The following is a 20,920-nucleotide window of genomic DNA, read 5'->3' as shown; positions in this document are numbered from 1 at the left end:
GCCGGCCAAGCCGGCAGCCGGAGGATTTACTGCAAGGGTATTTCCACGCGCAGGCGGTACACCTGGTCATCACCGAGCAAGACCTCGGCAACCCGTCCTTCGTGACTGCTGTGCATGACATCACCACCCGGGGAAAGTCGTGCTATCAGTTGCAGACGCTGCCCGGACTGCAATCGCGTGCCTGGCAGCATGCTGTCCTCAGGGCCAAGCAACAAGGCTGCCGGCAATTCGTTCAGGGCAATACGCCGTGCCAATAATGGCATGCCTTCGCCTTCAAGTTCGCGAGCGAACAGGAACACAGCGGCCTGTTGCACATCCAGGTTATCTGCCAACCCCTCCGCCAGACTCAGCTCGATGCGAAGTTGCAGCTCTGCCTGATCTACCGCAGGTTCATCCCCCTGCTCCAGCAGACGCTGTGCCCGCTCGATACCCGACTCTATGGATCGCGCCCCATCACTTCCCGGTGGCATCCCCTTGAGCAGCTCACCCCAATACTGGATGGCTGCCGGGTAATCCCCCGCTTCGAAGGAAGCAATGCCAAGCAGCCCCAAGGCCGTTGGCTCCTGCGGATTCAATTCCAGTGCACGATCCAGCGCGGCCACTGCACGGCTATCGAGCTGGTTATCGGCAGCGAAGAAACGCGCCTGAGCCATCTGTGCAAGAATCTCCGGGTGTTCGCCCAGCACCTGCATGCTGCGTTCGAAAGCCGCTACCGCAGCCTGCGGCTGGCGGGTAGACAACAGTGCACGCCCGAGCATGAACCAGGCTTCGCCATTATCCGGCTGGATGCTGGTAATCCGCTGCATGCGTTCGGCCACTTCCTGCATGCTCTGTGGTTCCGGCTGATCCTGAATCTCGCGATACAAAGCCAGTGCCGGCAAACTGCCCCAGGTGTTGTACAGGGTAACCACTGCCACTGGCAGCAGACCGGCCAGAACCAGCAGCAGGATACCGGCAGCACGCGAAGGCCTGAAAGGCAAGCGGGGCTGATCCGTCTCTTCGGTATCCTCCAGCAACAATCTCGAGGCCTCGTCACGGGTAGCGACAAATTGCCCCTCACTCAGCTCACCGGCATCGCGCTGGGCTTGCAGTTCGGCCACGCGTTCCTCGAAAAGCGCCACGTTCAGTGCATTTCGGTCGACATGATGCTGCTTGCGGGCACGCCATACCGGCCAGAGCATAACCAGCATGCCGGCCAGTACCAGCAGTGCTGCATATATCCAGAAATCGGTCATTACTCGCCTTTTTCTTTGAGAAGTTTGTGCAATTGCTGCTGTTCCGCCTCGCTTAGCTGGCTCTGATCTGCGGCAATATCGTTACCACGACGCCTGATCAGCATGAACACCAGAATACCTATGGCGCCGAACAGGAATACTCCGGGCGCCAGCCACAGGGCTGCTGTCTGTGCATTGAAAGCCGGCCGGTAGCGCACGAAGTCGCCATAGCGCATCACCATGTAATCAATGATTTCGCGATTGTCGTGGCCTTCGCTGAGCAAACGGAACACCTCGTTGCGCAGGTCCTCGGCAATCGGCGCATCCGAATCGGCTATGTTCTGGTTCTGGCACTTGGGACAGCGCAGCTCATTGCCAAGTTGATAGAAGCGCTGGCGCTGCTCCTCGCTTTCAAATTCGAAAGTCACTATGCCGGCCTGTGCCACGCCGGCAAGGCAACTGATCAGAATGCCAAGCAACAATCCTCTCATGGTTCCACCTCATCCAGCAGGGCCTGGTAACGGGCCGCCAGCTCCCTGGTCCACAGCTTTTCGTCTACCACACCCACCACCTTGTGCCGAACAATGCCACGCGCATCAATCAGATAGGTTTCAGGTGCGCCGTAAACGCCCAGATCCAGCCCCAGACGACCACGATCATCGAAGATATTCAGCACATAGGGGTCATGCAGGTCACGCAGCCAGCGGCGTGCCGACTCCAGGTCGTCCTTGTAGTTGACTCCATGGATAACCACCCCTTGCTCCGCCAGCTTGTTCAGCACCGGATGCTCAACCCGACAGGCCACGCACCAGGTCGCCCAGACATTCACCAGCGCCGGACGTCCCAGCAGATCCTCGCGGGTATAGCGGCGCTCCGGGTCCTCGACGCTGGCAAGATCGAACTCGGGGAACGGCTTGCCGATCAGTGCCGACGGCAGATTCTCGTTGTCGAGAAAGAGTCCCTTGAACAGGAATACTGCCATCAACAAAAAGACTACCAACGGCAACAGCAGCAGCAGCCGACGCATCAGGCAGCCCCCCGCGCCAGCGCTGCACCGACCCGACGGCGCACCGCCAGCCGGTAGCGCTTGTCAGAGGCGGCCAGCACACCACCAAGACTCATCAAGATGCCGCCAAGCCAGATCCAGCGTACAAAGGGCTTGATATGAATCCGGATAGCCCAGGCCTCGCCACCCAGCGGTTCGCCCATGGCAACGAACAGGTCACGGGTGAAACCGGCATGGATACCCGCCTCGGTCATCACCATGGTCTGCACCGTGTACTGGCGCTTTTCCGGGCGCAGGGTAGTCACCTGACGCTCGCCGCGGAGTACATCAATCACCGCCTTGTCGGACACCCAGTTGGAGCCCTCGCGATGTGACAATTCGCGGTAGATAAAGGTGTAGCCACCCAGCTCCAGACTGTCGCCAGGCGACATGCGCAGGTCACGCTGCTGGTCGAACAGGCTGACCGAGACGATGCCCACGGCACACACGGCCACACCAATATGCCCCAACACCATGCCCCAGTAACTGCGGGTCAGCCCACGTAATCCGGTCAACAAGCCTTTGTGACGGGTCTTGTCGAGGATGTCGCGGATGCTCATACCGGTCACCCAGAACACCAGCAACAACATGCTGCCGACCGACAGGTAGTGGTCACCTACCCACAGGGCGATCAGTACCGCACCCACCGCGCTGAGCACCAGCACCCACTTGCACTGGCCGAACAGCCATTGCAGCGGGGTATCCTTCCAGCGACTGACAATACCGAGACCCAATGCCGCCATCAGCACCGCCATCAGTGGCAGGAACAACGCGTTGAAATAGGGTGGTCCTACCGACACCATGGCGCCGGTCATGGCATCCAGTGCCAGCGGATACAAGGTACCGAGCAGCACCATCAGCGTGGTGACCACCAGAATCACGTTGTTCAACAGCAGGAAGAACTCACGGGAAAACAGCGTAAAGCCGATCTTGCTCTTCACCGACGGCGCACGCAGTGCGTACAGCAGCAGGGAACCACCGACCACCAACAACAGGAAGGCAAGAATAAACACGCCACGCTCGGGGTCTGTGGCAAAGGCATGCACCGAGGTCAGCACACCGGAACGCACCAGGAAGGCACCAAGCAAACTCAGCGAGAAAGTGGCAATCGCCAGCAGCACTGTCCAGCTCTTGAATACGCCACGCTTCTCGGTCACTGCCAGCGAGTGGATCAGCGCCGTGCCGACCAGCCAGGGCATAAAGGACGCATTCTCCACCGGATCCCAGAACCACCAGCCGCCCCAGCCCAGTTCGTAATAGGCCCACCAGGAGCCCAGCAGGATACCCATGGTCAGAAAGGCCCAGGCGATCAGTGTCCAGGGCCGCGACCAGCGTGCCCAGGCCGCATCCAGCCGCCCGCCAAGCAAGGCGGCGATGGCGAAGGCGAAGGCCACCGAAAAGCCTACATAGCCCATGTACAGCATCGGCGGATGCAGAATCAGACCAATGTCCTGCAATAGCGGATTGAGGTCACGGCCATCCGTCGGGTGGAACGGCAGCTCACGGTCGAAGGGGTTGGACGTCATGATCATGAACAGCAGGAAGCCGATGGTGATCATACCCATCACGGCCAGCACGCGGCTCTGCACATCTTCCGGCAGGTCGCGCGAGAAGATCGCCACTGCCGCACCCCACAAGGTCAGCAACCAGGCCCACAGCAACAATGACCCTTCATGGCCACCCCACACTGCACTCACACGGTAGTACCAGGGCAACGCGGTATTCGAGTTCATCGCCACGTAGCTGACACTGAAGTCATTGGTCACAAAGGCGTGTACCAGACAGGCAAAAGCAAAGCCGACAAACAGGCACTGCGCAATGGCTGCCGGCTGGGCAAAGCCCATGGCCAGGGTGTCACCACGCCAGGCACCGTACAGTGGAATCACTGACTGCAGAATCGCCAGCACCAGCGCGATGATCAGGGCCACCTGGCCAAGTTCGGGAATCATGCTGCCTCCGTATCAATATTGGGCTTGGGCGTTACTGCCGTGAAACTGGTTCTGGTTGACCTTTTCCATGGCCCGGTTGATTTCTGGCGGCATGTACTCCTCGTCATGCTTGGCCAATACCTCGTCGGCGATCAGTACACGGTTCTCGTTAAGGCGACCGAGTGCAACAATCCCCTGCCCCTCACGGAACAGATCGGGAAGAATGCCGTTAAACGCCACTGTGACGAATTCCTGGCCATCAGTAACCTGGAACTCCACATCCAGATTGGTATCCGAGCGCTTCACACTACCCTCGGCAACCAGTCCACCGGCGCGGATGCGCGCATCCTGCGGCGCCAGACCCTCGGCAATCTCGGTAGGGCTGTAGAACAGGTTGATATTTTGCTGAAGGGCGGTCAGCGCCAGGGCTATGGCAATCCCCAAGCCGGCGACCGACAGCAGAATCAACGACAATTTTTTCTTGCGTTGCGGATGCATATCAACGTACCTCCCGGCGCAAACGGCGCGCCTCTTCTTTAACCAGTTGCCGCCGTGCCAGCCAGGGCTGCACGACATTCAGCAGCAACACCACGAAAGTAATCGCGTAGGCGGACCAGACATAGGGGCCATGACCACCCATGGCAATGAAATCGGCCAGTGCGTTCATGCGTGCTTCTCCATTTCCTCGCGCACCCAGCGGGTACGTTGTTCGCGGCGCAACACTTCAAGGCGCATGCGCATCAGCAGGCTGACGGTGAACAGGGCATAAAAGCCCAGCACTGTGAGCAGCAGCGGCAGCCACATTTCCATCGGCATCGCCGGCTTGGCAGTGACCTTGAAGGTGGCCGGCTGGTGCAGGGTATTCCACCAGTCCACCGAGTACTTGATGATCGGGATGTTGATGACCCCGACAATTGCCAGCACTGCCGTGGCCTTGGCTGCCGTATCGCGGTTGCTGATCGCCTGCCCCAAGGCAATGATGCCGAAGTACAGGAACAACAGGATCAGCATAGAGGTCAGGCGCGCATCCCAGACCCAGTAGGTACCCCAGGTCGGCTTGCCCCAGATGGCACCGGTGACCAATGCGATAAAGGTCATCCAGGCGCCGATCGGTGCCGCGCACTGTAGCGCCACATCGGCCAGCTTCATGCGCCAGACCAGCCCGATAGTACCGGCCACCGCCAGCATCACATAGCAGGACTGGGCGACAAAAGCCGCCGGCACGTGGATATAGATGATGCGGAAGCTGTTGCCCTGCTGGTAATCCTCAGGGGCAAAGGCCAGGCCCCACACCACCCCGACGGCCAGCAACAGCACAGTGGCCACGGCGAACCATGGCAACCAGCGGCCGCTGATGTCGTAGAACCACTTGGGTGATCCCAGCTTGTAGAAAAAGGTCCAGTTCATCCGTTCTATGCTCCTCGCCTCATTCACTCACACCGATACGCAGACCTGCGGCAATGCCCAGCGGGGCCAGACTGATCGCCAGCATGCTCAGACAGCCCATCCACAACAGATAACCGGCCACCGGCAAACCCTGGGTGGCCGCTTCGACCGCGCCGGTACCAAGCACCAGCACCGGAATGTACAGGGGCAGGATCAGCAGTGCCAGAAGCACGCCGCCGCCCTTCAGGCCGACTGTCAGCGCCGCGCCTACAGCGCCAAGCAGGCTCAATACCGGCGTACCCAGCAACAGGCTCAGGCACAGCACCGGCAACACATTCAGAGGCAGCGCCAGCATCAGTGCAAACAATGGCGCCAGCAGCACCAGCGGCAGGCCGGACAACAGCCAATGATGCAATACCTTGACCAGCACCATCATGGACAGCGGATGCGGCGACACGACCCATTGCTCCAGCGAACCATCCTCGTAATCACTGCGGAACATGCCATCCAGCGACAGCAGGGTGGCCAGCAGTGCAGCGACCCAGACCACGCCGGGCGCCATGATCTGCAACATGCCCGGCTCAGGACCCACTGCCAGCGGAAACAAACTGATGACAATGGCAAAGAACACCAACGGATTGAGCAGATCGCCCGGGCGTCGCCAGGCCAGCAACCACTCGCGACGGAACAGCAACCAGATCACCTGTCGCATCAGCAGCCCTCCCGCAGATCCAGCACCTGCACCTGCGGCAGGTGTTCAAGGCTGTGGTGGGTGGTAAGTATCACGCTGCCGCCTGCATCCGCGTGAGCCAGCACATGCTGTTCCAGACCGGCCACACCGGACTTGTCGATAGCAGTAAATGGCTCATCGAGAATCCATACCGGCAGCGGTTGCAAATAGAGGCGTGCCAGAGCCACGCGTCGGTGCTGGCCGGCCGAGAGATTGCGACTGGGCACATCCTCGAAGCCGCGCAACCCGACCTGCTCAAGAGCCGACCAGATCGCCTTGCGACTGACCGGCTGCTTCAGGGCACACAGCCATGCAAGGTTCTCTTCCGGGGTAAGCATTGCCTTGACCGCCGGCTGATGGCCGATATAGAGCGTGTTTTGCCGCCACTGCTCGCGGCCCTGCCCGGAAAAGATCGAGGCTCCGTCGTAGCGCACGTCTCCCTCCGCGGCTGGCAGCAGCCCGGCAAGGATACGCAGCAGGCTGGTCTTGCCGGAACCGTTGGGGCCGGCCACCTGCAGTACCTTGCCAGGCTCCAGGCGGAAGCTCAGGCCGCTGAACAGCTCGCGCAGATCGCGCTCGCAGCTCAAGGTATCGACTTCAAGGGTCCGGGCGCTCACCATCACTCCAGGCTGGACGGCACTATTGGCAAAATCGAATTCGGGTTTGCCCGCACAGCACCGCTATACTGACCAGACACCAAGTCTGCCGGTGCCGTATTGGGCGCCATTATACATACAGCCCCTACCCCCAGACCCGTGATTTACATCAACATGTGACAACATGACGCTGGAATTCAACCCTTTGCCGCCGGGCAGCTCCGCTGCCACGTCAGGCAGCTCGTCAACGGCGTCACGCACGCCACCGATAAGTCTGCAGACCCTTGGTCCGCTGGACCCGTCACTGTTTGCCCGTGGCAGCAGGCAAGCCGAGGTAATCAGCGCTCTGGCCGCCAGCGCTGGCGGATTCCGTCTGTTGCTTCGGCTGGCTGGCGATGGCAATCAGCCGCCTGGCGACCTGACACTGCTCAGCCAGCAGAACATTGCCACCGGTAGCCGCCTGCAACTGGAGCAGGTCAATGTCACCAGTCTGCTGGCCCGACTGGCACCAGCAGCCCCACTGCTGACACGCCTCGACCCTGCCAACTTCCCGGCAGGGACCCGGGTAACCCTGCAGATAACCAGCCAGCAAGCACTGGCTGAAGGCAAAGGGTTTCTTCTGACTGCAACCACCAGCAGCCCGCAGGCCGGCAGCCAGTTACAACTGCGCAGCCTGCATCCGGTTGAGCCGGGCACACGGCTGCAAGCAGTGGTTGGCCAGACAGGGGAGTTGAAGCTGACCAGCGTTGGCGAGCGCCAACGCCAGCTGCAACTGCTTGAGGGTCTGCGCGACACCTTGCAGCGCCAGGCCGCGCCGGAGCAACTGCTGCAACGCGCCAGCCAGTTACTGGATAACACCTCCAGCCGCTTGCCGCCGTCGCTTAATCAGGCGCTTGCCCAGGTACTCAGCCAGATACCCGAGAGCAGCCAACTGGGCACGCCCCAGGGGCTTGCCAGCGCACTGCAACGCAGCGGGTTATTTATGGAGCAGGGACTGCAACAGCTTCTGAGTGCACTCAAAAGCGCAGGCAACCCGGTTGAACTGGCGCGGCTGCTCGCAGCTGTCAGCCAGCTTCCGGTATCGGCAGAGCAGGCTGCCCCGCCTGGCGCCGATCTCAAGGCCAACCTGCTCAATCTGTTACTGACCCTGCAGGCCCAACTACCGGCCGCGCAAACTGCCGCCGCACTGCAAGCCGGCCAGCATTGGCCAATGGCCTCGCAGCAATTGCGCCCCGGCCTTTTCCCCATACCGGCACGTGCGCTGCAGGCACTAGGTGAAACCGGCGATCTGGGCAGCCTGCTGCGTCTGACCGCAGCACTGCTGTCACGTATCCAGCACCACCAGTTCCAGAGCCTTGGCCAGACCCAGAGCTTTGCTGACGGCAGCAGCCAGACAGTCTGGCAGCTGGATGTGCCGATGCGCGAACAACAGCAGTTCAGTCATATCCAGCTGCGTATCCAGCGCGACGACCCCGGTGCTGAAAAGGGCAAGAAGCGCAAGCAACCGCAATGGGAGATACGCCTGCAGTTCCATCTGGAGCAGCTTGGACCCTTGCAAGCGGTTGCTCACCTTCAATCCGGGCAGGTCAGTGCAGAACTCTGGGCGGAAAAGCTCAGCACGGTACAGCTCATTCGTGCGGAAACCGAAGTCTTGCGTGAACGCCTGCAAGCACAGGGATTGCAGATCGGCACGCTCACCTGCCGCCGAGGCAGCCCGCCGGAACCGGTCAGCAGCGTGCAACAACACTGGATAGACGAGGTCACCTGATGAAAGCCTCAACAGAAGCGATCGCTCTGGTGTATGACGGCGCGCAGGCACCAACGGTCAGCGCCAAAGGCGAGGATGAGCTGGCACAGGAAATAATTCGACTGGCCATGGAGCACGAGGTGCCCATCTACCAGAATGCGGATCTGGCCCGCATGCTGGTACAACTGGAGCTGGGAGACCAGATACCGGTTGAGCTATACCGCACCATTGCCGAGATCATCGCCTTTGCCTGGTATCTGAAAGGCAAGGCACCGCCGGGATTCAATCCTGAGGACAAGGCCGTTCAAGCGTTACAGCTGGAATCACCGCAGCACCCGCGAGACTGACTCAGCGCGCGTGCATCTTGATCAGCAAATCAGCTTCAGCCTTGGTGATACCGCAGGCCTGGGTAAGATCGTCAGCACTGGCACCCAAGCCGACCAAGCGGGATGCCTGGCTGTAGGAGACACTGACCGGGTCCTGCTGCTCGACCTGCTGCTGACGTTCTTGCAACCGTTTGATCTGCTGGTTGAGGACGGTCAACTGCTCACCCATCTGGATATTGGTCTGCTGAAAGCCAGCCAGTTCAGAAGCCAGCAGGCGTTGCTGGCTCTGCAGCTCATCAAAACGTTGCTGCAGACGACGGCCGGTATCGATACTCCCGCGCAACAACCAGAACAGGGCAACTACTGCAGCCAGCAGCAGCCCCGCAACAAGGCCTGCCAATATCAGCACGCCGTCGCCCTGCACCTCAGAAGCCCTGCAGCTCTGCCCACTCGTCCTCGGTCATCATCTTTTCCAGATCGACGAGGATCAGCAGTTCGTTGTTCTTGTTGCACACACCCTGAATGAACTTGGCCGACTCATCGGTGCCGACATTCGGGGCCGTCTCGATCTCGGATTGGCGCAGGTAGACAACCTCTGCAACGCTATCCACCAGAATCCCGATCACCTGCTTGTCAGCCTCGATGATCACGATCCGGCTGTTGTCGGTAATCGGCGTGGAGCCAAGTCCGAAGCGCTGGCGGGTATCGATTACGGTAACAACGTTGCCGCGCAGGTTGATAATACCCAGCACATAGGCCGGCGCACCCGGCACCGGTGCAATCTCGCTATAACGCAAGACTTCCTGCACCTGCATCACGTTGATGCCATAGGTTTCATTGTCGAGACGGAAGGTCACCCATTGCAGGATCGGATCTTCAGTGCTCTTGGCGGTATTGTTGGACATATGGATAGTTCCCGATCAGTTGTGATGTCGACCTGCATCCCGAACCAGGCCACCCGTGGCGTAGCGCGAAAGCCGGCAGTGCATGCCATTCATCCTAATGCCGAAGTGCCGCCTTTGCCAGTCCTGCTGCCGCTATCAAGCAATACCGACAGCTGCGACACATCAAGCAGGGCACACATGTGTTCGATCACGGTGCCGGCCAGCCAGGCGCGCTTACCCTGTTGCGAGCGCCATTTGATCTGTCCTTGCGTCAAATGTATGGATTCTCTTACCGCATGTACCGCCAGTGCCCAGTCGCAACCCTGGATGGAAATAACGTAGCGGATATTATCGCGCAACTCCGGGCGATAACGCTCGGGCATCACCAGACGCGCCGTATCCACGACCTTCAGGTTACCTGCAGGCGTGGACAGCAAGCCAAGAAACCAGCCTGGCTGACCGAACAACGGGGTTATCTCGCTGTCCAGCGTATGAATGCTGCCAAGCTCCAGCAGTGGAACCGCCAGCGACAGGCCGGCCACATCAAACAGCAATGCCTCGAACGGCTGCTCACGCCAGACAGGTGCGTCACTGACTGCCGGAGGCACAGCAGGAGGCTGGCTAGCCAGCGGCATATGCCGGGGCAACGCAGCAACCGGCGGCGTTTCCACCGCCAACTCCGCAGTTGCCACAACCACTGGCTCAGGCTCGGCAAGGCTGGCCGCAGCCTCCTGCAGCATCGAATCCAGATAGGATTGCAATGCCTGTTCCGGAACGTATTGCTCGACCTTGGTCAACTTGCTCATTTTTTCACCGCATGCTCAGCCGTGCGCTGCTGCGCATCGATCAATGTCTTGGCCAACAGATAACGCAACAATGCACGGTAGGCAAGCACCCCGCGCGCGCCAGGCTCCAGCCGTGAGGGCACGACGCCGGCCAGACTGGCATCGCGGAACTTGGTGTCAACCGGAATGAACGCCTGCCAGAGATTCGCCGCATACTTGGTCCGCAATACCCGCAAGGCATTCAGTGACGCCTGGGTACGCCGGTCAAACAGTGTCGGCACAATGGTGTAGGGTAAATCCTGCTGACGCGACCGGTTGATCATATCCAGCGTACTGATCATTCGCTCCAGCCCCTTCAGAGCCAGGTGTTCTGTCTGTACCGGGATCACCAACTGCTCGCAGGCTGCCAGCGCGTTGATCATCGACACACCCAGCAAGGGCGGGCTGTCGAGCAGAACAAAGTCGAACTGATCATTCAGCTGGGCCAGCGATTTTGACAGCACCAACCCGTAGCCACCCTGCCCCGCCGTCTGGCGTTCAAGGGTTGCCAGCGCCGTGCTGGCAGGAATCAGACGGATATTTTCGTGCGATGTATCCAGCAGTAAAGCCTCAGCCAGTCCATCGGGAACTTGACCGGCGTGCTGAAACAGGTTGAACACGCTGAGTGTCAGGCTGTCGGGATCATGCCCGAAATAGCTGGTCAGCGAGCCATGCGGATCCAGATCGACCAGCAACACCCGCTGACCCTGGTCGGCCAGCAAGCCCGCAAGGGAAACCACACTGGTGGTTTTGCCGACTCCGCCCTTCTGGTTGGCTACCGCCCAGACTCTCATGCATTTTCTCCTGTCAGACAGCCCGCGGCGATTGGTTCGACACTCATGGCTGCGCTCCACCGGATGCCCGGCTTCTGGCTTCGCGCATGCCATCCACACCCTCGGCACCACTGAATGGCGTATGGCGTTGTTCAAGGTAACGCGACACCAGCAGCACTACCCGCCGGTTCGCACGCCGACCGGCGGCGGTAGCGTTATCGGCTATCGGGCGGAATTCGCCATAACCCACCGCCGCCATCCGTTCAGGCGCCACGCCACCGTTGGCCAGCATGCGTACCACAGTAGCAGCCCGTGCTGCCGAGAGCTCCCAGTTGGTTGGGTAGGCCCGCGAATTGATCGGCAGATTATCAGTGAAGCCCTCGACGTGAATCGGGTTTTCGTAGGAACCCAGAATGGAGGCTATTCGCTCGACCACCGGAAAGGCTTCATTCAAAGGCAAGGCATCCGCACTGGGAAACAACAGGGAAGAGTTCAACTCGATCTCGATCCACAGCTCATTACCACGCACTTCGAGATCACCGTCACTGATCAGGTCGCCAAAAGCCTCACGCAATGCCGAAGCCATCTGTTCCAGAGGATCAGCACTACCCGCCCCGCTGGAGCCACCCTCCATCTCACCCTGCTGGACCCCGCGCGGTGTCTGATCGCCAACCTGAATCGGATTTACCGTACGCTGCGGCTGATTGAACACACCGGTGAGTGCATCGGAAAGGACCTTGTATTTCCCTTCGTTGACGGAAGAAATCGAATACATAACCACAAAAAATGCAAACAACAGGGTAATGAAGTCGGCGTAGGACACCAGCCAGCGTTCGTGGTTTTCATGCTCCTGTGGACGGCGGCGGCGCATGATTACTCCAGGAAGCCCTCAAGCTTCATCTCGATGGAGCGTGGGTTTTCACCCTCGGAAATAGCCAGCAAGCCCTCGAGCATCATCTCGCGATACCGCGACTGCTGCATGACCAGGGATTTCAGCTTGTTGGCTACCGGCAACAGAAAGAGGTTGGCCAACGCCACGCCATAGATGGTGGCAACAAAGGCTACCGCAATACCGGAACCAAGCAGAGAAGGGTCAGACAGGTTGCCCATGACATGAATCAACCCCATCACCGCGCCAATAATGCCGATTGTCGGTGAGTAACCGCCCATGCTCTCGTAAACCTTGGCCGCCATCAGGTCGTGATTCTCGCGCGTCAGCAGATCAACTTCGAGAATACTGCGAAGCGACTCCGGCTCGCTGCCATCAACCAGCAACTGCAAGCCCTTGCGAGCGTAAGCATCTGGCTCACTGTCAGCCAGCGGCTCCAGCCCCAGCAAACCTTCCTTGCGAGCAATGGTGCTCCAGTTGACGATCTGAGCAATGCCTTCGCGCATACGACTTGCAGGCGGAAAGAATATCCAGGGCACTATCACCAACGACCGCTTGAAAACCGCCAATGGAGTCTGAATGAACGCAGCTGCCAGGGTTCCACCGAGCACAATCAAGGCTGCAGGCCCGTTCAGCAAAGCACCAGCATGACCGCCTTCCAGGTAGTTGCCTCCCAGAATGGCCACAAAAGCCAGAATGACGCCGATGATGCTGAGAATATCCATCAGCCCAACTCTGCCAGGTACTGGCCGATATCATCCAGACTGTAAATACCATCAGCCAGATTGGCCTTGGCTACCGCCATCGGCATGCCATAGATCACACAACTGGCCTCGTCCTGCGCCCAGACACTGCTGCCGGCCTGCTTGAGCATGCGCGCCCCCTCCCGACCGTCTGCGCCCATACCGGTCAGAACTACCGCCAGCACCTTGTCACCGAATGCCTTGGCCGCCGCACCGAAGGTGATATCAACACACGGCTTGTAGTTGAGTCGCTCATCACCGGGAAGAATCCGTACCGTGCCACGCGCATCAACCATCATTTGCTTCCCGCCGGGCGCCAGCAGCGCCACACCGGGGCGCAATTGATCACCATCCTCGGCTTCCTTGACAGTAATGCGGCACAACTTGTCCAGCCGCTCGGCAAAGGCCTTGGTAAAGGCCGCCGGCATATGCTGGATCAACAGCAAGGGAGCCGGAAAACTCGCAGGCAAACGGGTTAGCACCTTCTGCAAGGCCACCGGCCCACCGGTTGAGGTGCCGATTGCGACAAGGCGGTAACTGCGTTTTTTTGGCGCTACCGACGCACTGGCACGTGCGGCTGGCGCAGGCGCCCGCTCTGATGACGCGACTTGAACCGACGCGGCCGGTCTGGCCGCCCGCTCGCTGGCGCGCGGCGGGCTGGATGCAGGGATTGAACTGGCAGGCGGCGCAGCGGGGGCAGGGCTGCTCATGCCGAGGGAGCGACGATTACTGCGTGCCAGCGTGTGAACCCGCTCGCAGAGCAGTTGTTTGACCCGCTCAGGGTTGCGCGAGATGTCCTCGAAGTTCTTCGGCAGAAAATCAGCAGCACCCGCCTCGAGCGCATCCAGGCTGACCCGCGCGCCCTCATACGTCAGCGAAGAGAACATCAGAACAGGCGTCGGACAGCGCTGCATGATCTGTTTGACCGCAGTAATGCCGTCCATCAGCGGCATTTCGTAATCCATGGTGATCACGTCAGGCCGCAACTGCTGCGCCTTGTCTACCGCTTCCTGCCCGTTGCTGGCAGTACCCACGACCACAATATCAGGGTCCTGGCCGAGAATTTCCGTCACACGCCGACGAAAAAACCCTGAATCGTCAACCACCAGCACCTTGACCTGCATACTCTCTCCTGAAACCGCAGCAATAAGGTGCTGCGACTGAAAAACACCGTTCCCTCAGACAGCCGCAGCAGAGCTGCTAGCCGCCTCAGATACGCCGCGCATAGCGCTTCAGCAGTCCTGGAACATCAAGAATCAAGGCAATGCGCCCGTCACCGGTAATAGTCGCCCCGGCCATGCCCGCAGTTCCCTGCAGCATCCGCCCAAGCGGTTTGATGACCACTTCTTCCTGCCCGACCAACTGGTCAACCACAAAGCCGACACGCTGGGTGCCAACCGAGACGATCACCACACTGGCTGCAGCATGGTTGGTAATTTCGTCGCCCGGCATCAACCAGCGCTTGAGGTAGAACAGGGGTAATGGCTTGTTGCGAACAATGATTACTTCCTGTCCGTCCACCACATTGGTACGCGACAGGTCCAGACTGTAGATTTCGTTGACGCTGACCAACGGCAGTGCAAAGGCCTGACGACCGAGCATCACCATCAGCGTCGGCATAATAGCCAGGGTCAAGGGCACCTTGATGGCGATCCGCGATCCCTTGCCCTTGGTCGACTCGATATTGATGGTGCCGTTAAGCTGGGAAATCTTGGTTTTCACCACATCCATGCCGACACCGCGGCCGGACACATCGGAAATTTCCGTCTTGGTCGAGAAGCCCGGGGCCAGAATCAGGTTGAAGCATTCGGCTTCACTCAAGCGTTCTGCTGCATCCTTGTCCATCATGCCCTTTTCCACGGCCTTGGCACGCAGAATCTCGGGATCCATGCCTTTGCCATCGTCCGTGATGGTCAGCAGAATGTGGTCACCTTCCTGAGCGGCCGCCAGCACTACCTTGCCGGTACGCGATTTGCCTGCCTGCTCGCGCTCCTCGGGCGATTCGATGCCATGATCTACCGAGTTACGCACCAGGTGCACCAAAGGATCCGCCAGCGCCTCAACCAGATTTTTGTCCAGATCGGTTTCTTCACCAATCAGTTCAAGGTTGATTTCCTTTTTCAGGTTACGCGCAAGATCCCTCACCACCCGCGGGAAGCGGCCGAAAACTTTCTTGATCGGCTGCATGCGGGTTTTCATCACCGCCATCTGCAAATCACCGGTGACCACATCCAGGTTGGCAACTGCCTTGCCCAGTTCTTCATCACCGCTGCTTACGCCCAGACGCACCAGCCGGTTACGCACCAGAACCAGCTCACCCACCATATTCATGATGTCGTCAAGACGCGCCGTATCCACGCGCACCGTGGTTTCCGCAGTCGCTGCCTCGGCAGGCGCAGCAGGCGACTTTTCACGCACAGCGGCCGGAGCCGGGGCACTCGTGCCGGTTACAGCAGCCGGCTTGGCAGCAGCTGCGGGGGCTGGCGGAGGTTCAATGCGTGGCTGGCTGGCCGGTACAGACGACGCTGCCTCTGCAGCCGCCTTGCCCGGCGCGCTTCCCTTGCCGTGAAGCTGATCCAGCAGCGCTTCAAACTCGTCATCGGTAATCTGGTCATCAGCACCCGCAGCTGGCGGTGACGCTGCTGCAGCCGCTGGCTGGGCCGGCTCTGCTGCCGCACCTTTACCCGGCGCGCCACCCTTGCCATGCAACTGATCGAGTAACGCCTCGAACTCGTCATCATTGATTTCATCGGTAGTCGGGGCGGCTGCATCTGCAGCGAGCAAGTCGGCAGCCGAGGGCCCCTTACCAGGGCCATGCAGCTCATCCAGCAGGGACTCAAACTCATCGTCGCTGATCACATCAGCAGCACTGCCCACGCCTTCATCCCCTTCAGGATCGGCATGCAATGCGTCCAGCAATTGCTCAAATTCATCGTCGGTAATGTCACCCTGGGAATCGGGCGTGACAGAAGTCGCCGCAGGTGCGACCGGAGACGGAGCCTCAACCGGGGCAGCCGTGACCACCGGGGCCGGCTCAGGTGCCGCTGCGCCGGGCTGCGCCAGTTGCGCCAGTGCCTGTAGCAGTGCCGGATCAGCCGGCTGAACCTCGCTGCGCTCACGCACCTGGGCAAACATCGCATTCACACTATCAAGCGCCTGCAACACCACGTCCATCAGATCAGAGGTAACCTGACGTTCACCCTTGCGCAGGATGTCGAACACGTTCTCGGCAATGTGGCAGCACGCCACCAACGGATCCAGCTGCAAAAAGCCGGCACCGCCCTTGACCGTATGAAAGCCGCGAAAAATGGCATTCAGCAGGTCCATGTCGTCGGGACGGTTTTCCAACTCCACCAGTTGCTCGGACAGCTGGTCCAGAATCTCTCCGGCTTCAACCAGAAAGTCCTGGAGAATCTCTTCATCCGCTTCAAAGCTCATGCGTCTTTCCCCTTAGAAGCCCAGGCTGGACAACAGGTCATCCACCTCGTCCTGACCTGACACTACATCTTCACGCGTCTCGGCATTCATCTGCGGACCTTCGCCCTGCGAGGAGCCGGTGTTCTGCTCAACACCTTCGGCATGCTGGATGCCTGCCATCTTGTCCACCTGTCCGGCCATACGCACAAGGCTTACCAGACTTTCTTCCACGTCATGTACAAGCGTGATAACCCGCTTGATCACCTGGCCGGTCAGATCCTGATAGTCCTGGGCCAGAAGAATCTCGTTGAGATTGCCATTGAGCTGATCAGTCGAGTGTTCGGTGTGTTCAAGGAAGGCGCCGATACGGCGATAAAGATCTCGGAATTCCGCTGGTCCGATCTCGCGACGCTGAAGACGTTGCCACTCAGCCTTCAACGACGTCGCCTGCTCACCCAGCGCACTCACCACCGGCGCACTGTTTTCAACCAGATCCATAGTACGATTGGCAGCCTTGTCGGTCAGCCTGACCACATAATCCAGCCGGTCCGATGCATCGGTGATGCGCGATACATCTTCAGTCTCGCCCTCGCCGAGTGCGTGCGTGGTATCAATCTGGAAGTTGACGATTGCATTGTGCAAGGCACGGGTAAGCTTGCCGACTTCGTAATAGAGGCCACGATCACGCGCCTGATTGATCGCGTGAATAACCAGGATAGCCTCACCGAAACTGCCCTGTTCTATCAGGTCGACCAGCTGGCGCGCGTTTTCCCTGAGAGAATCTTCATACTCCTGCGCGGTCAACTGTCCGGGATCTTTACTCAAAGCCATATCTGTACCCCGGTTGTTTTACGATTGCACGCGTTCGAAAATCTTCTCGATCTTTTCTTTCAGGGCTTGAGCGGTAAAAGGCTTGACCACGTAACCGTTGACGCCGGCCTGGGCTGCCTCGATGATCTGGTCACGCTTGGCCTCGGCAGTCACCATCAATACAGGCAAATGCTTGAGCCGGTCATCCGCACGCACTGCACGCAACAGGTCGATACCTGTCATGCCCGGCATGTTCCAGTCAGTAATGAGAAAATCGAAATTGCCACTCTGCAGCATAGGCAACGCGGAAGTGCCGTCATCTGCCTCGGCTGTATTGGTAAAGCCCAGGTCCCGCAGCAGATTCTTGATGATGCGCCGCATCGTGGAAAAATCGTCCACGATGAGAATTTTCATGTTCTTGTCCAAGCGGACCTCCGTACAAACCAGAGCCAAGCGCTTCAGCGCACGCCGTTAACCCATGCTGTCTCCGAGCACCCTCACTGGCACATCGGATACCTCCGTCACTGCCGCCGCGGGCGAACTTGCGCCGGAGCATCAGACCGGCATTGTCCGATGCCGGGTAACAACCATTCAAGTACTCTGCCAGTCAGCCAGTCTTGCGCGCAATCGCGCTGCACACTGACTGTGCAACTGACTAACGCGTGACTCACTGACGCCCAGTATGGCACCGATTTCCTTGAGATTGAGTTCCTGCTCGTAATACAGCGACAACAACAGACGCTCACGCTCCGGCAGACCGTCAATGGCCTCTACCAGAGCACTTCTGAAGCGTTCGTCCTGCAACCCTTCAAACGGGCTGCCATCGCCACTGCCTTCCTCCTGGTGCCCCGCCTCAAGCAAATCCTCAAAACTGAACAGCTTGCTGCCGCGGGTGTCACTGAGTATGGCGTAATATTCCTCAATACTCACCCCCATATGTTCGGCAACTTCGATATCTCGCGCATCCCGACCCAGCCGGGACTCAACCGCGCGTATGGCTTCACTGACCATACGGCTGTTGCGATGTACCGAACGAGGCGCCCAGTCGCCTCGGCGCACCTCGTCCAGCATGGCGCCACGAATGCGAATGCCGGCAAAGGTTTCAAAGCTGGCACCCTTGCCTTGCTCGAACTTGCGTGCTGCCTCAAGCAGACCAATCATGCCGGCCTGCATCAGGTCATCCACCTGCACACTGGCTGGCAGACGCCCCAACAAATGATAGGCAATACGCTTCACCAGCGGAGCAAAACGCTCCAGCAACTGGTCCTGCGAATCTCTGCCCACCCCTGCTCGGGTATACATGCTCAAGCCACCTGCATTCATTGTCAGAGACCGCTTCCGGTCTGCCCTACCAGACGCTCGACGAAAAACTCCAGATGTCCGCGCGGGCTACCGGTAAGCGGCCAACTGTCGACTTTCTGGGCAATTGCCCGAATCGCCTGCGAAGCCTTGCTGCGCGGATAGGCTTCGTACAGTGCACGCTGCTTCTGTACGGCCTTGCGTACGTTTTCGTCGTAGGGAACCGCACCCACATACTGCAAGGCGACATCAAGGAAACGATCGGTCACTTTTGCCAGTTTGGCAAATACTGCGCGACCCTCATGTGGCGTATGCACCATATTGGCCAACACCCGGAAACGGGTCATACCATGATCGCGGTTGAGCAACTTGATCAACGCATAGGCATCAGTGATCGAGGTCGGCTCGTCACACACCACCACCAGCACCTCTTGTGCGGCGCGCACAAAGCTCACAACCGAATCACCAATACCTGCTGCCGTGTCCACCATCAGCACGTCGATGTCATCGCCGATATCACTGAATGCCTGGATCAATCCGGCGTGCTCGCGCGGGTCGAGCTGCGCCATACGTGCCGCACCCGAGGCCGCCGGCACTATACGTATGCCGCCCGGCCCCTTGACCAGCACATCGCGCAGATCGCACTTCCCGTCCAGCACATCCGCCAGCGTGGCCTTGGGTTTGAGCCCGAGCAGCACGTCGACGTTGGCCAGCCCAAGGTCAGCATCCAGCAGCACGACACGCCGACCAAGCTCGGCCAGTGCGATGCTCAGATTGACCGACACATTGGTCTTGCCGACACCGCCCTTGCCGCCGGTGATCGCGATTACCTGAACCGGATGATTGCTGCCCATCTGTCTGATTATCCTGTTGGTCTGTTTGGGGACCTGCGCCTTTGCAAACGCCAGCCCCGTGATCATCATGCTTGGCGAACAATCGCCTCAACCGGCGCGTTGTGAATGCAGTATACCGGCAAAAACATCTGACATTGCCTGATCGGCCGGAGCCTCACTGGTCGCCAGACTGACTGCGCGACTGACCAGCTGATGACCGACGGCCACACTCAAGTCATCGGGAATGCGCTGGCCATCTGCCAGATAGGCTACCGGCAAACTCTGCTCCATGGCCAGCCCCAAAACCTCACCAAGGCTCGCCGCCTCATCAATCTTGCTCAACACACAACCAACCGGGTTGCTGGCCTTGTAGGTATGCCAGGCGGCCTTGAGCACCCGATAATGACTGGTAGCCGCCATCACCAGCAAGGTCCGCACCCGACGCCCCTGCTGCGCAAGCACCTCAAGCTGGCTACGCAGATGGGGATCCTGGGCCTGCAGACCGGCCGTATCCACCAACACCAGACGCTTGCCGGAAAACTCCTCAAGCACCTGCTCCAGGCTGTTCTGCTCATCAACCACACGCACCGGCACGTTCAGAATACGACCCAGCGTCCGCAATTGCTCGTGGGCACCAATACGATAGGTGTCCATGGTTACCAAAGCCACATGCTGGCTGCCATGCTTGAGTACATAGCGGGCGGCCAGCTTGCCCAAGGTGGTGGTCTTGCCGGCACCAGTAGGGCCAACCAGGGCAAATACGCCGCCCCGATCAATAATTTCGCCAGGCATTACCGGCACCTGATGGGCAAGATGAGCCAGCAGCATACGCCAGGCCTTGCGCGCATCAGGCTCATCAGCAACCAGCGCCAGCAACTCTTCGCAGATACTGGCCGGCAAACCCAGCTGGGTCAGCTTGCGCCACAGGTTGGCCTGCATCGGCTGCTTCTGGCGGACGTTCCCCCAGGCCAGCCCGCCAAGCTGTGTTTCCAGAAGCTCACGAAGCCCCGCCAACTCGGCACGCATGGCATTCAAGCTTTCCGGCTCGGCAACCGCTGGAGCCACGTCGGAGGCAGTCCCGATCACGCCTTCCGACTCCGCAGAGCTGCGCTCACGGCGCAGGCGGGCAAGCAGGTCACGCGCCACCGGCGAGCCATCCTCGGCAGCCCGCTGCATGCTCTCGCCAAACAGTTGACGGTTGACCTGCGGCTGCCCGGCCGGACGCTCTCCGGCTTCCAGACCCGCACGGGCCGTAGCAATCTGCTGACGGGTGCGATCCAACTCCTGCTCGAGCCCTGCAGCCGGCACACTCAGGCGTGCTGGTTGGTAGTCCAGTGCCGCTGTCAGTTCGACGCCACCGGCAACACGGCGATTGGCCAGGATTGCCGCCTCCGGCCCCAGTTCATCACGCACCAGCTTCATGGCCTGGCGCATGTCTGCAGCGAAGAAACGTTTGACTTTCATACTGACCTCACC

The 20,920-nt window shown here is 59.6% G+C and carries 24 protein-coding genes; 2 read left to right on the top strand and 22 right to left on the bottom strand.

From position 1 onward, the window contains the following. Positions 1–26: 26 nt before the first annotated feature. From ccmI to ccmA, 9 genes are read right to left on the bottom strand one after another with little or no spacing between them, the layout of a single operon-like run. Positions 27–1,235 carry a c-type cytochrome biogenesis protein CcmI gene (ccmI, locus tag BMZ23_RS01345; protein WP_093471609.1) on the bottom strand — a complete coding sequence of 403 codons (1,209 nt, stop codon included), beginning with the start codon at positions 1,233–1,235 and terminating at the stop codon, positions 27–29. Continuing rightward, positions 1,235–1,705, bottom strand: coding sequence for a cytochrome c-type biogenesis protein (locus tag BMZ23_RS01340; RefSeq protein ID WP_093471606.1), 471 nt, complete (start codon positions 1,703–1,705; stop codon positions 1,235–1,237). Before BMZ23_RS01340 ends, ccmI begins: the two co-directional genes overlap by 1 nt. After that, positions 1,702–2,241: a DsbE family thiol:disulfide interchange protein gene (locus BMZ23_RS01335; RefSeq protein WP_093471603.1), complete on the bottom strand. Its 540-nt coding sequence runs from the start codon at positions 2,239–2,241 to the stop codon at positions 1,702–1,704. The genes BMZ23_RS01340 and BMZ23_RS01335 overlap by 4 nt, the downstream gene beginning before the upstream one ends. Then, entirely contained in the window at positions 2,241–4,208 is a 1,968-nt protein-coding gene (locus BMZ23_RS01330) for a heme lyase CcmF/NrfE family subunit (RefSeq protein WP_093471601.1), read from the bottom strand. Before BMZ23_RS01330 ends, BMZ23_RS01335 begins: the two co-directional genes overlap by 1 nt. 12 nt (positions 4,209–4,220) lie before the next feature. Further along, positions 4,221–4,685 carry a cytochrome c maturation protein CcmE gene (gene ccmE / locus BMZ23_RS01325; protein WP_093471599.1) on the bottom strand — a complete coding sequence of 155 codons (465 nt, stop codon included), beginning with the start codon at positions 4,683–4,685 and terminating at the stop codon, positions 4,221–4,223. Between the two features lies 1 nt (position 4,686). Further along, positions 4,687–4,854: a heme exporter protein CcmD gene (gene ccmD, locus BMZ23_RS01320; protein ID WP_093471597.1), complete on the bottom strand. Its 168-nt coding sequence runs from the start codon at positions 4,852–4,854 to the stop codon at positions 4,687–4,689. After that, positions 4,851–5,594 (bottom strand): heme ABC transporter permease, encoded by a 744-nt coding sequence (locus BMZ23_RS01315; protein WP_093471595.1) that lies wholly within the window; start codon positions 5,592–5,594, stop codon positions 4,851–4,853. Before BMZ23_RS01315 ends, ccmD begins: the two co-directional genes overlap by 4 nt. Positions 5,595–5,613: 19 nt before the next feature. Continuing rightward, the gene (gene ccmB, locus BMZ23_RS01310) at positions 5,614–6,285 is read right to left on the bottom strand and encodes a heme exporter protein CcmB (protein WP_093471593.1); all 672 of its coding nucleotides are present in this window, start codon (positions 6,283–6,285) and stop codon (positions 5,614–5,616) included. Beyond that, positions 6,285–6,920: a cytochrome c biogenesis heme-transporting ATPase CcmA gene (gene ccmA / locus BMZ23_RS01305; RefSeq protein WP_093472111.1), complete on the bottom strand. Its 636-nt coding sequence runs from the start codon at positions 6,918–6,920 to the stop codon at positions 6,285–6,287. Before ccmA ends, ccmB begins: the two co-directional genes overlap by 1 nt. A 163-nt stretch (positions 6,921–7,083) precedes the next feature. Here ccmA and fliK point away from each other — a divergent pair, with 163 nt between their 5' ends. After that, positions 7,084–8,667, top strand: a complete 1,584-nt coding sequence (gene fliK / locus BMZ23_RS01300; protein ID WP_093471591.1) for a flagellar hook-length control protein FliK — start codon at positions 7,084–7,086, stop codon at positions 8,665–8,667. Beyond that, positions 8,667–8,993 carry an EscU/YscU/HrcU family type III secretion system export apparatus switch protein gene (locus tag BMZ23_RS01295; protein ID WP_093471589.1) on the top strand — a complete coding sequence of 109 codons (327 nt, stop codon included), beginning with the start codon at positions 8,667–8,669 and terminating at the stop codon, positions 8,991–8,993. Before fliK ends, BMZ23_RS01295 begins: the two co-directional genes overlap by 1 nt. Position 8,994: 1 nt before the next feature. Here the strand turns inward: BMZ23_RS01295 and BMZ23_RS01290 are convergent, their stop codons facing one another. From BMZ23_RS01290 to flhF, 13 genes are all read right to left on the bottom strand, one after another. Continuing rightward, the gene (locus BMZ23_RS01290) at positions 8,995–9,381 is read right to left on the bottom strand and encodes a DUF2802 domain-containing protein (protein WP_143069543.1); all 387 of its coding nucleotides are present in this window, start codon (positions 9,379–9,381) and stop codon (positions 8,995–8,997) included. Between the two features lie 16 nt (positions 9,382–9,397). After that, positions 9,398–9,877, bottom strand: a complete 480-nt coding sequence (locus tag BMZ23_RS01285; RefSeq protein WP_093471584.1) for a chemotaxis protein CheW — start codon at positions 9,875–9,877, stop codon at positions 9,398–9,400. A gap of 89 nt (positions 9,878–9,966) precedes the next feature. Beyond that, positions 9,967–10,662 carry a chemotaxis protein CheW gene (locus BMZ23_RS01280; RefSeq protein ID WP_093471582.1) on the bottom strand — a complete coding sequence of 232 codons (696 nt, stop codon included), beginning with the start codon at positions 10,660–10,662 and terminating at the stop codon, positions 9,967–9,969. After that, the gene (locus BMZ23_RS01275) at positions 10,659–11,474 is read right to left on the bottom strand and encodes a ParA family protein (RefSeq protein ID WP_093471580.1); all 816 of its coding nucleotides are present in this window, start codon (positions 11,472–11,474) and stop codon (positions 10,659–10,661) included. The genes BMZ23_RS01280 and BMZ23_RS01275 overlap by 4 nt, the downstream gene beginning before the upstream one ends. 43 nt (positions 11,475–11,517) lie before the next feature. Continuing rightward, a complete protein-coding gene (gene motD / locus BMZ23_RS01270) occupies positions 11,518–12,324 on the bottom strand; it encodes a flagellar motor protein MotD (protein ID WP_093471578.1) in 807 nt (268 codons plus the stop codon). Positions 12,325–12,326: 2 nt separating this feature from the next. Next, a complete protein-coding gene (locus BMZ23_RS01265; RefSeq protein WP_093471576.1) occupies positions 12,327–13,067 on the bottom strand; it encodes a flagellar motor protein in 741 nt (246 codons plus the stop codon). Beyond that, positions 13,067–14,209: a protein-glutamate methylesterase/protein-glutamine glutaminase gene (locus BMZ23_RS01260; RefSeq protein ID WP_093471574.1), complete on the bottom strand. Its 1,143-nt coding sequence runs from the start codon at positions 14,207–14,209 to the stop codon at positions 13,067–13,069. The genes BMZ23_RS01265 and BMZ23_RS01260 overlap by 1 nt, the downstream gene beginning before the upstream one ends. Positions 14,210–14,294: 85 nt before the next feature. Continuing rightward, on the bottom strand, positions 14,295–16,523 hold the full coding sequence (locus BMZ23_RS01255) for a chemotaxis protein CheA (protein WP_093471572.1): 2,229 nt from the start codon (positions 16,521–16,523) through the stop codon (positions 14,295–14,297). 12 nt (positions 16,524–16,535) lie between these two features. Next, complete coding sequence (locus BMZ23_RS01250; protein WP_093471570.1) at positions 16,536–17,333, bottom strand: protein phosphatase CheZ; 798 nt, start codon at positions 17,331–17,333, stop codon at positions 16,536–16,538. Positions 17,334–17,351: 18 nt separating this feature from the next. Beyond that, a complete protein-coding gene (locus BMZ23_RS01245) occupies positions 17,352–17,726 on the bottom strand; it encodes a chemotaxis response regulator CheY (RefSeq protein WP_093472108.1) in 375 nt (124 codons plus the stop codon). Positions 17,727–17,903: 177 nt separating this feature from the next. Continuing rightward, the gene (locus BMZ23_RS01240; RefSeq protein ID WP_177197184.1) at positions 17,904–18,635 is read right to left on the bottom strand and encodes an RNA polymerase sigma factor FliA; all 732 of its coding nucleotides are present in this window, start codon (positions 18,633–18,635) and stop codon (positions 17,904–17,906) included. A 2-nt stretch (positions 18,636–18,637) separates the two neighbouring features. Further along, on the bottom strand, positions 18,638–19,474 hold the full coding sequence (fleN, locus tag BMZ23_RS01235) for a flagellar synthesis regulator FleN (protein WP_177197198.1): 837 nt from the start codon (positions 19,472–19,474) through the stop codon (positions 18,638–18,640). Positions 19,475–19,552: 78 nt separating this feature from the next. Then, complete coding sequence (flhF, locus tag BMZ23_RS01230) at positions 19,553–20,908, bottom strand: flagellar biosynthesis GTPase FlhF (RefSeq protein WP_093471564.1); 1,356 nt, start codon at positions 20,906–20,908, stop codon at positions 19,553–19,555. Positions 20,909–20,920 lie beyond the last annotated feature (12 nt).

Source organism: Halopseudomonas yangmingensis (assembly GCF_900114825.1).
GTDB classification, from domain to species: domain Bacteria; phylum Pseudomonadota; class Gammaproteobacteria; order Pseudomonadales; family Pseudomonadaceae; genus Halopseudomonas; species Halopseudomonas yangmingensis.
Note: the sequence above shows the minus strand (reverse complement) of the source record. Positions and strands in the feature narration are given on the sequence as shown.

Coding starts and splice junctions, on each gene's coding strand:
- BMZ23_RS01315 (WP_093471595.1), bottom strand. CDS start 5,594: ATGAACTGGACCTTTTTCTACAAGCTGGGATCACCCAAGTGGTTCTAC.
- BMZ23_RS01255 (WP_093471572.1), bottom strand. CDS start 16,523: ATGAGCTTTGAAGCGGATGAAGAGATTCTCCAGGACTTTCTGGTTGAA.
- BMZ23_RS01265 (WP_093471576.1), bottom strand. CDS start 13,067: ATGGATATTCTCAGCATCATCGGCGTCATTCTGGCTTTTGTGGCCATT.
- ccmD (WP_093471597.1), bottom strand. CDS start 4,854: ATGAACGCACTGGCCGATTTCATTGCCATGGGTGGTCATGGCCCCTAT.
- BMZ23_RS01240 (WP_177197184.1), bottom strand. CDS start 18,635: ATGAATGCAGGTGGCTTGAGCATGTATACCCGAGCAGGGGTGGGCAGA.
- BMZ23_RS01285 (WP_093471584.1), bottom strand. CDS start 9,877: ATGTCCAACAATACCGCCAAGAGCACTGAAGATCCGATCCTGCAATGG.
- BMZ23_RS01280 (WP_093471582.1), bottom strand. CDS start 10,662: ATGAGCAAGTTGACCAAGGTCGAGCAATACGTTCCGGAACAGGCATTG.
- BMZ23_RS01335 (WP_093471603.1), bottom strand. CDS start 2,241: ATGCGTCGGCTGCTGCTGCTGTTGCCGTTGGTAGTCTTTTTGTTGATG.
- BMZ23_RS01275 (WP_093471580.1), bottom strand. CDS start 11,474: ATGAGAGTCTGGGCGGTAGCCAACCAGAAGGGCGGAGTCGGCAAAACC.
- BMZ23_RS01340 (WP_093471606.1), bottom strand. CDS start 1,705: ATGAGAGGATTGTTGCTTGGCATTCTGATCAGTTGCCTTGCCGGCGTG.
- fliK (WP_093471591.1), top strand. CDS start 7,084: ATGACGCTGGAATTCAACCCTTTGCCGCCGGGCAGCTCCGCTGCCACG.
- BMZ23_RS01330 (WP_093471601.1), bottom strand. CDS start 4,208: ATGATTCCCGAACTTGGCCAGGTGGCCCTGATCATCGCGCTGGTGCTG.
- ccmE (WP_093471599.1), bottom strand. CDS start 4,685: ATGCATCCGCAACGCAAGAAAAAATTGTCGTTGATTCTGCTGTCGGTC.
- flhF (WP_093471564.1), bottom strand. CDS start 20,908: ATGAAAGTCAAACGTTTCTTCGCTGCAGACATGCGCCAGGCCATGAAG.
- motD (WP_093471578.1), bottom strand. CDS start 12,324: ATGCGCCGCCGCCGTCCACAGGAGCATGAAAACCACGAACGCTGGCTG.
- ccmB (WP_093471593.1), bottom strand. CDS start 6,285: ATGCGACAGGTGATCTGGTTGCTGTTCCGTCGCGAGTGGTTGCTGGCC.
- ccmI (WP_093471609.1), bottom strand. CDS start 1,235: ATGACCGATTTCTGGATATATGCAGCACTGCTGGTACTGGCCGGCATG.
- BMZ23_RS01245 (WP_093472108.1), bottom strand. CDS start 17,726: ATGAAAATTCTCATCGTGGACGATTTTTCCACGATGCGGCGCATCATC.
- BMZ23_RS01250 (WP_093471570.1), bottom strand. CDS start 17,333: ATGGCTTTGAGTAAAGATCCCGGACAGTTGACCGCGCAGGAGTATGAA.
- BMZ23_RS01260 (WP_093471574.1), bottom strand. CDS start 14,209: ATGCAGGTCAAGGTGCTGGTGGTTGACGATTCAGGGTTTTTTCGTCGG.
- BMZ23_RS01295 (WP_093471589.1), top strand. CDS start 8,667: ATGAAAGCCTCAACAGAAGCGATCGCTCTGGTGTATGACGGCGCGCAG.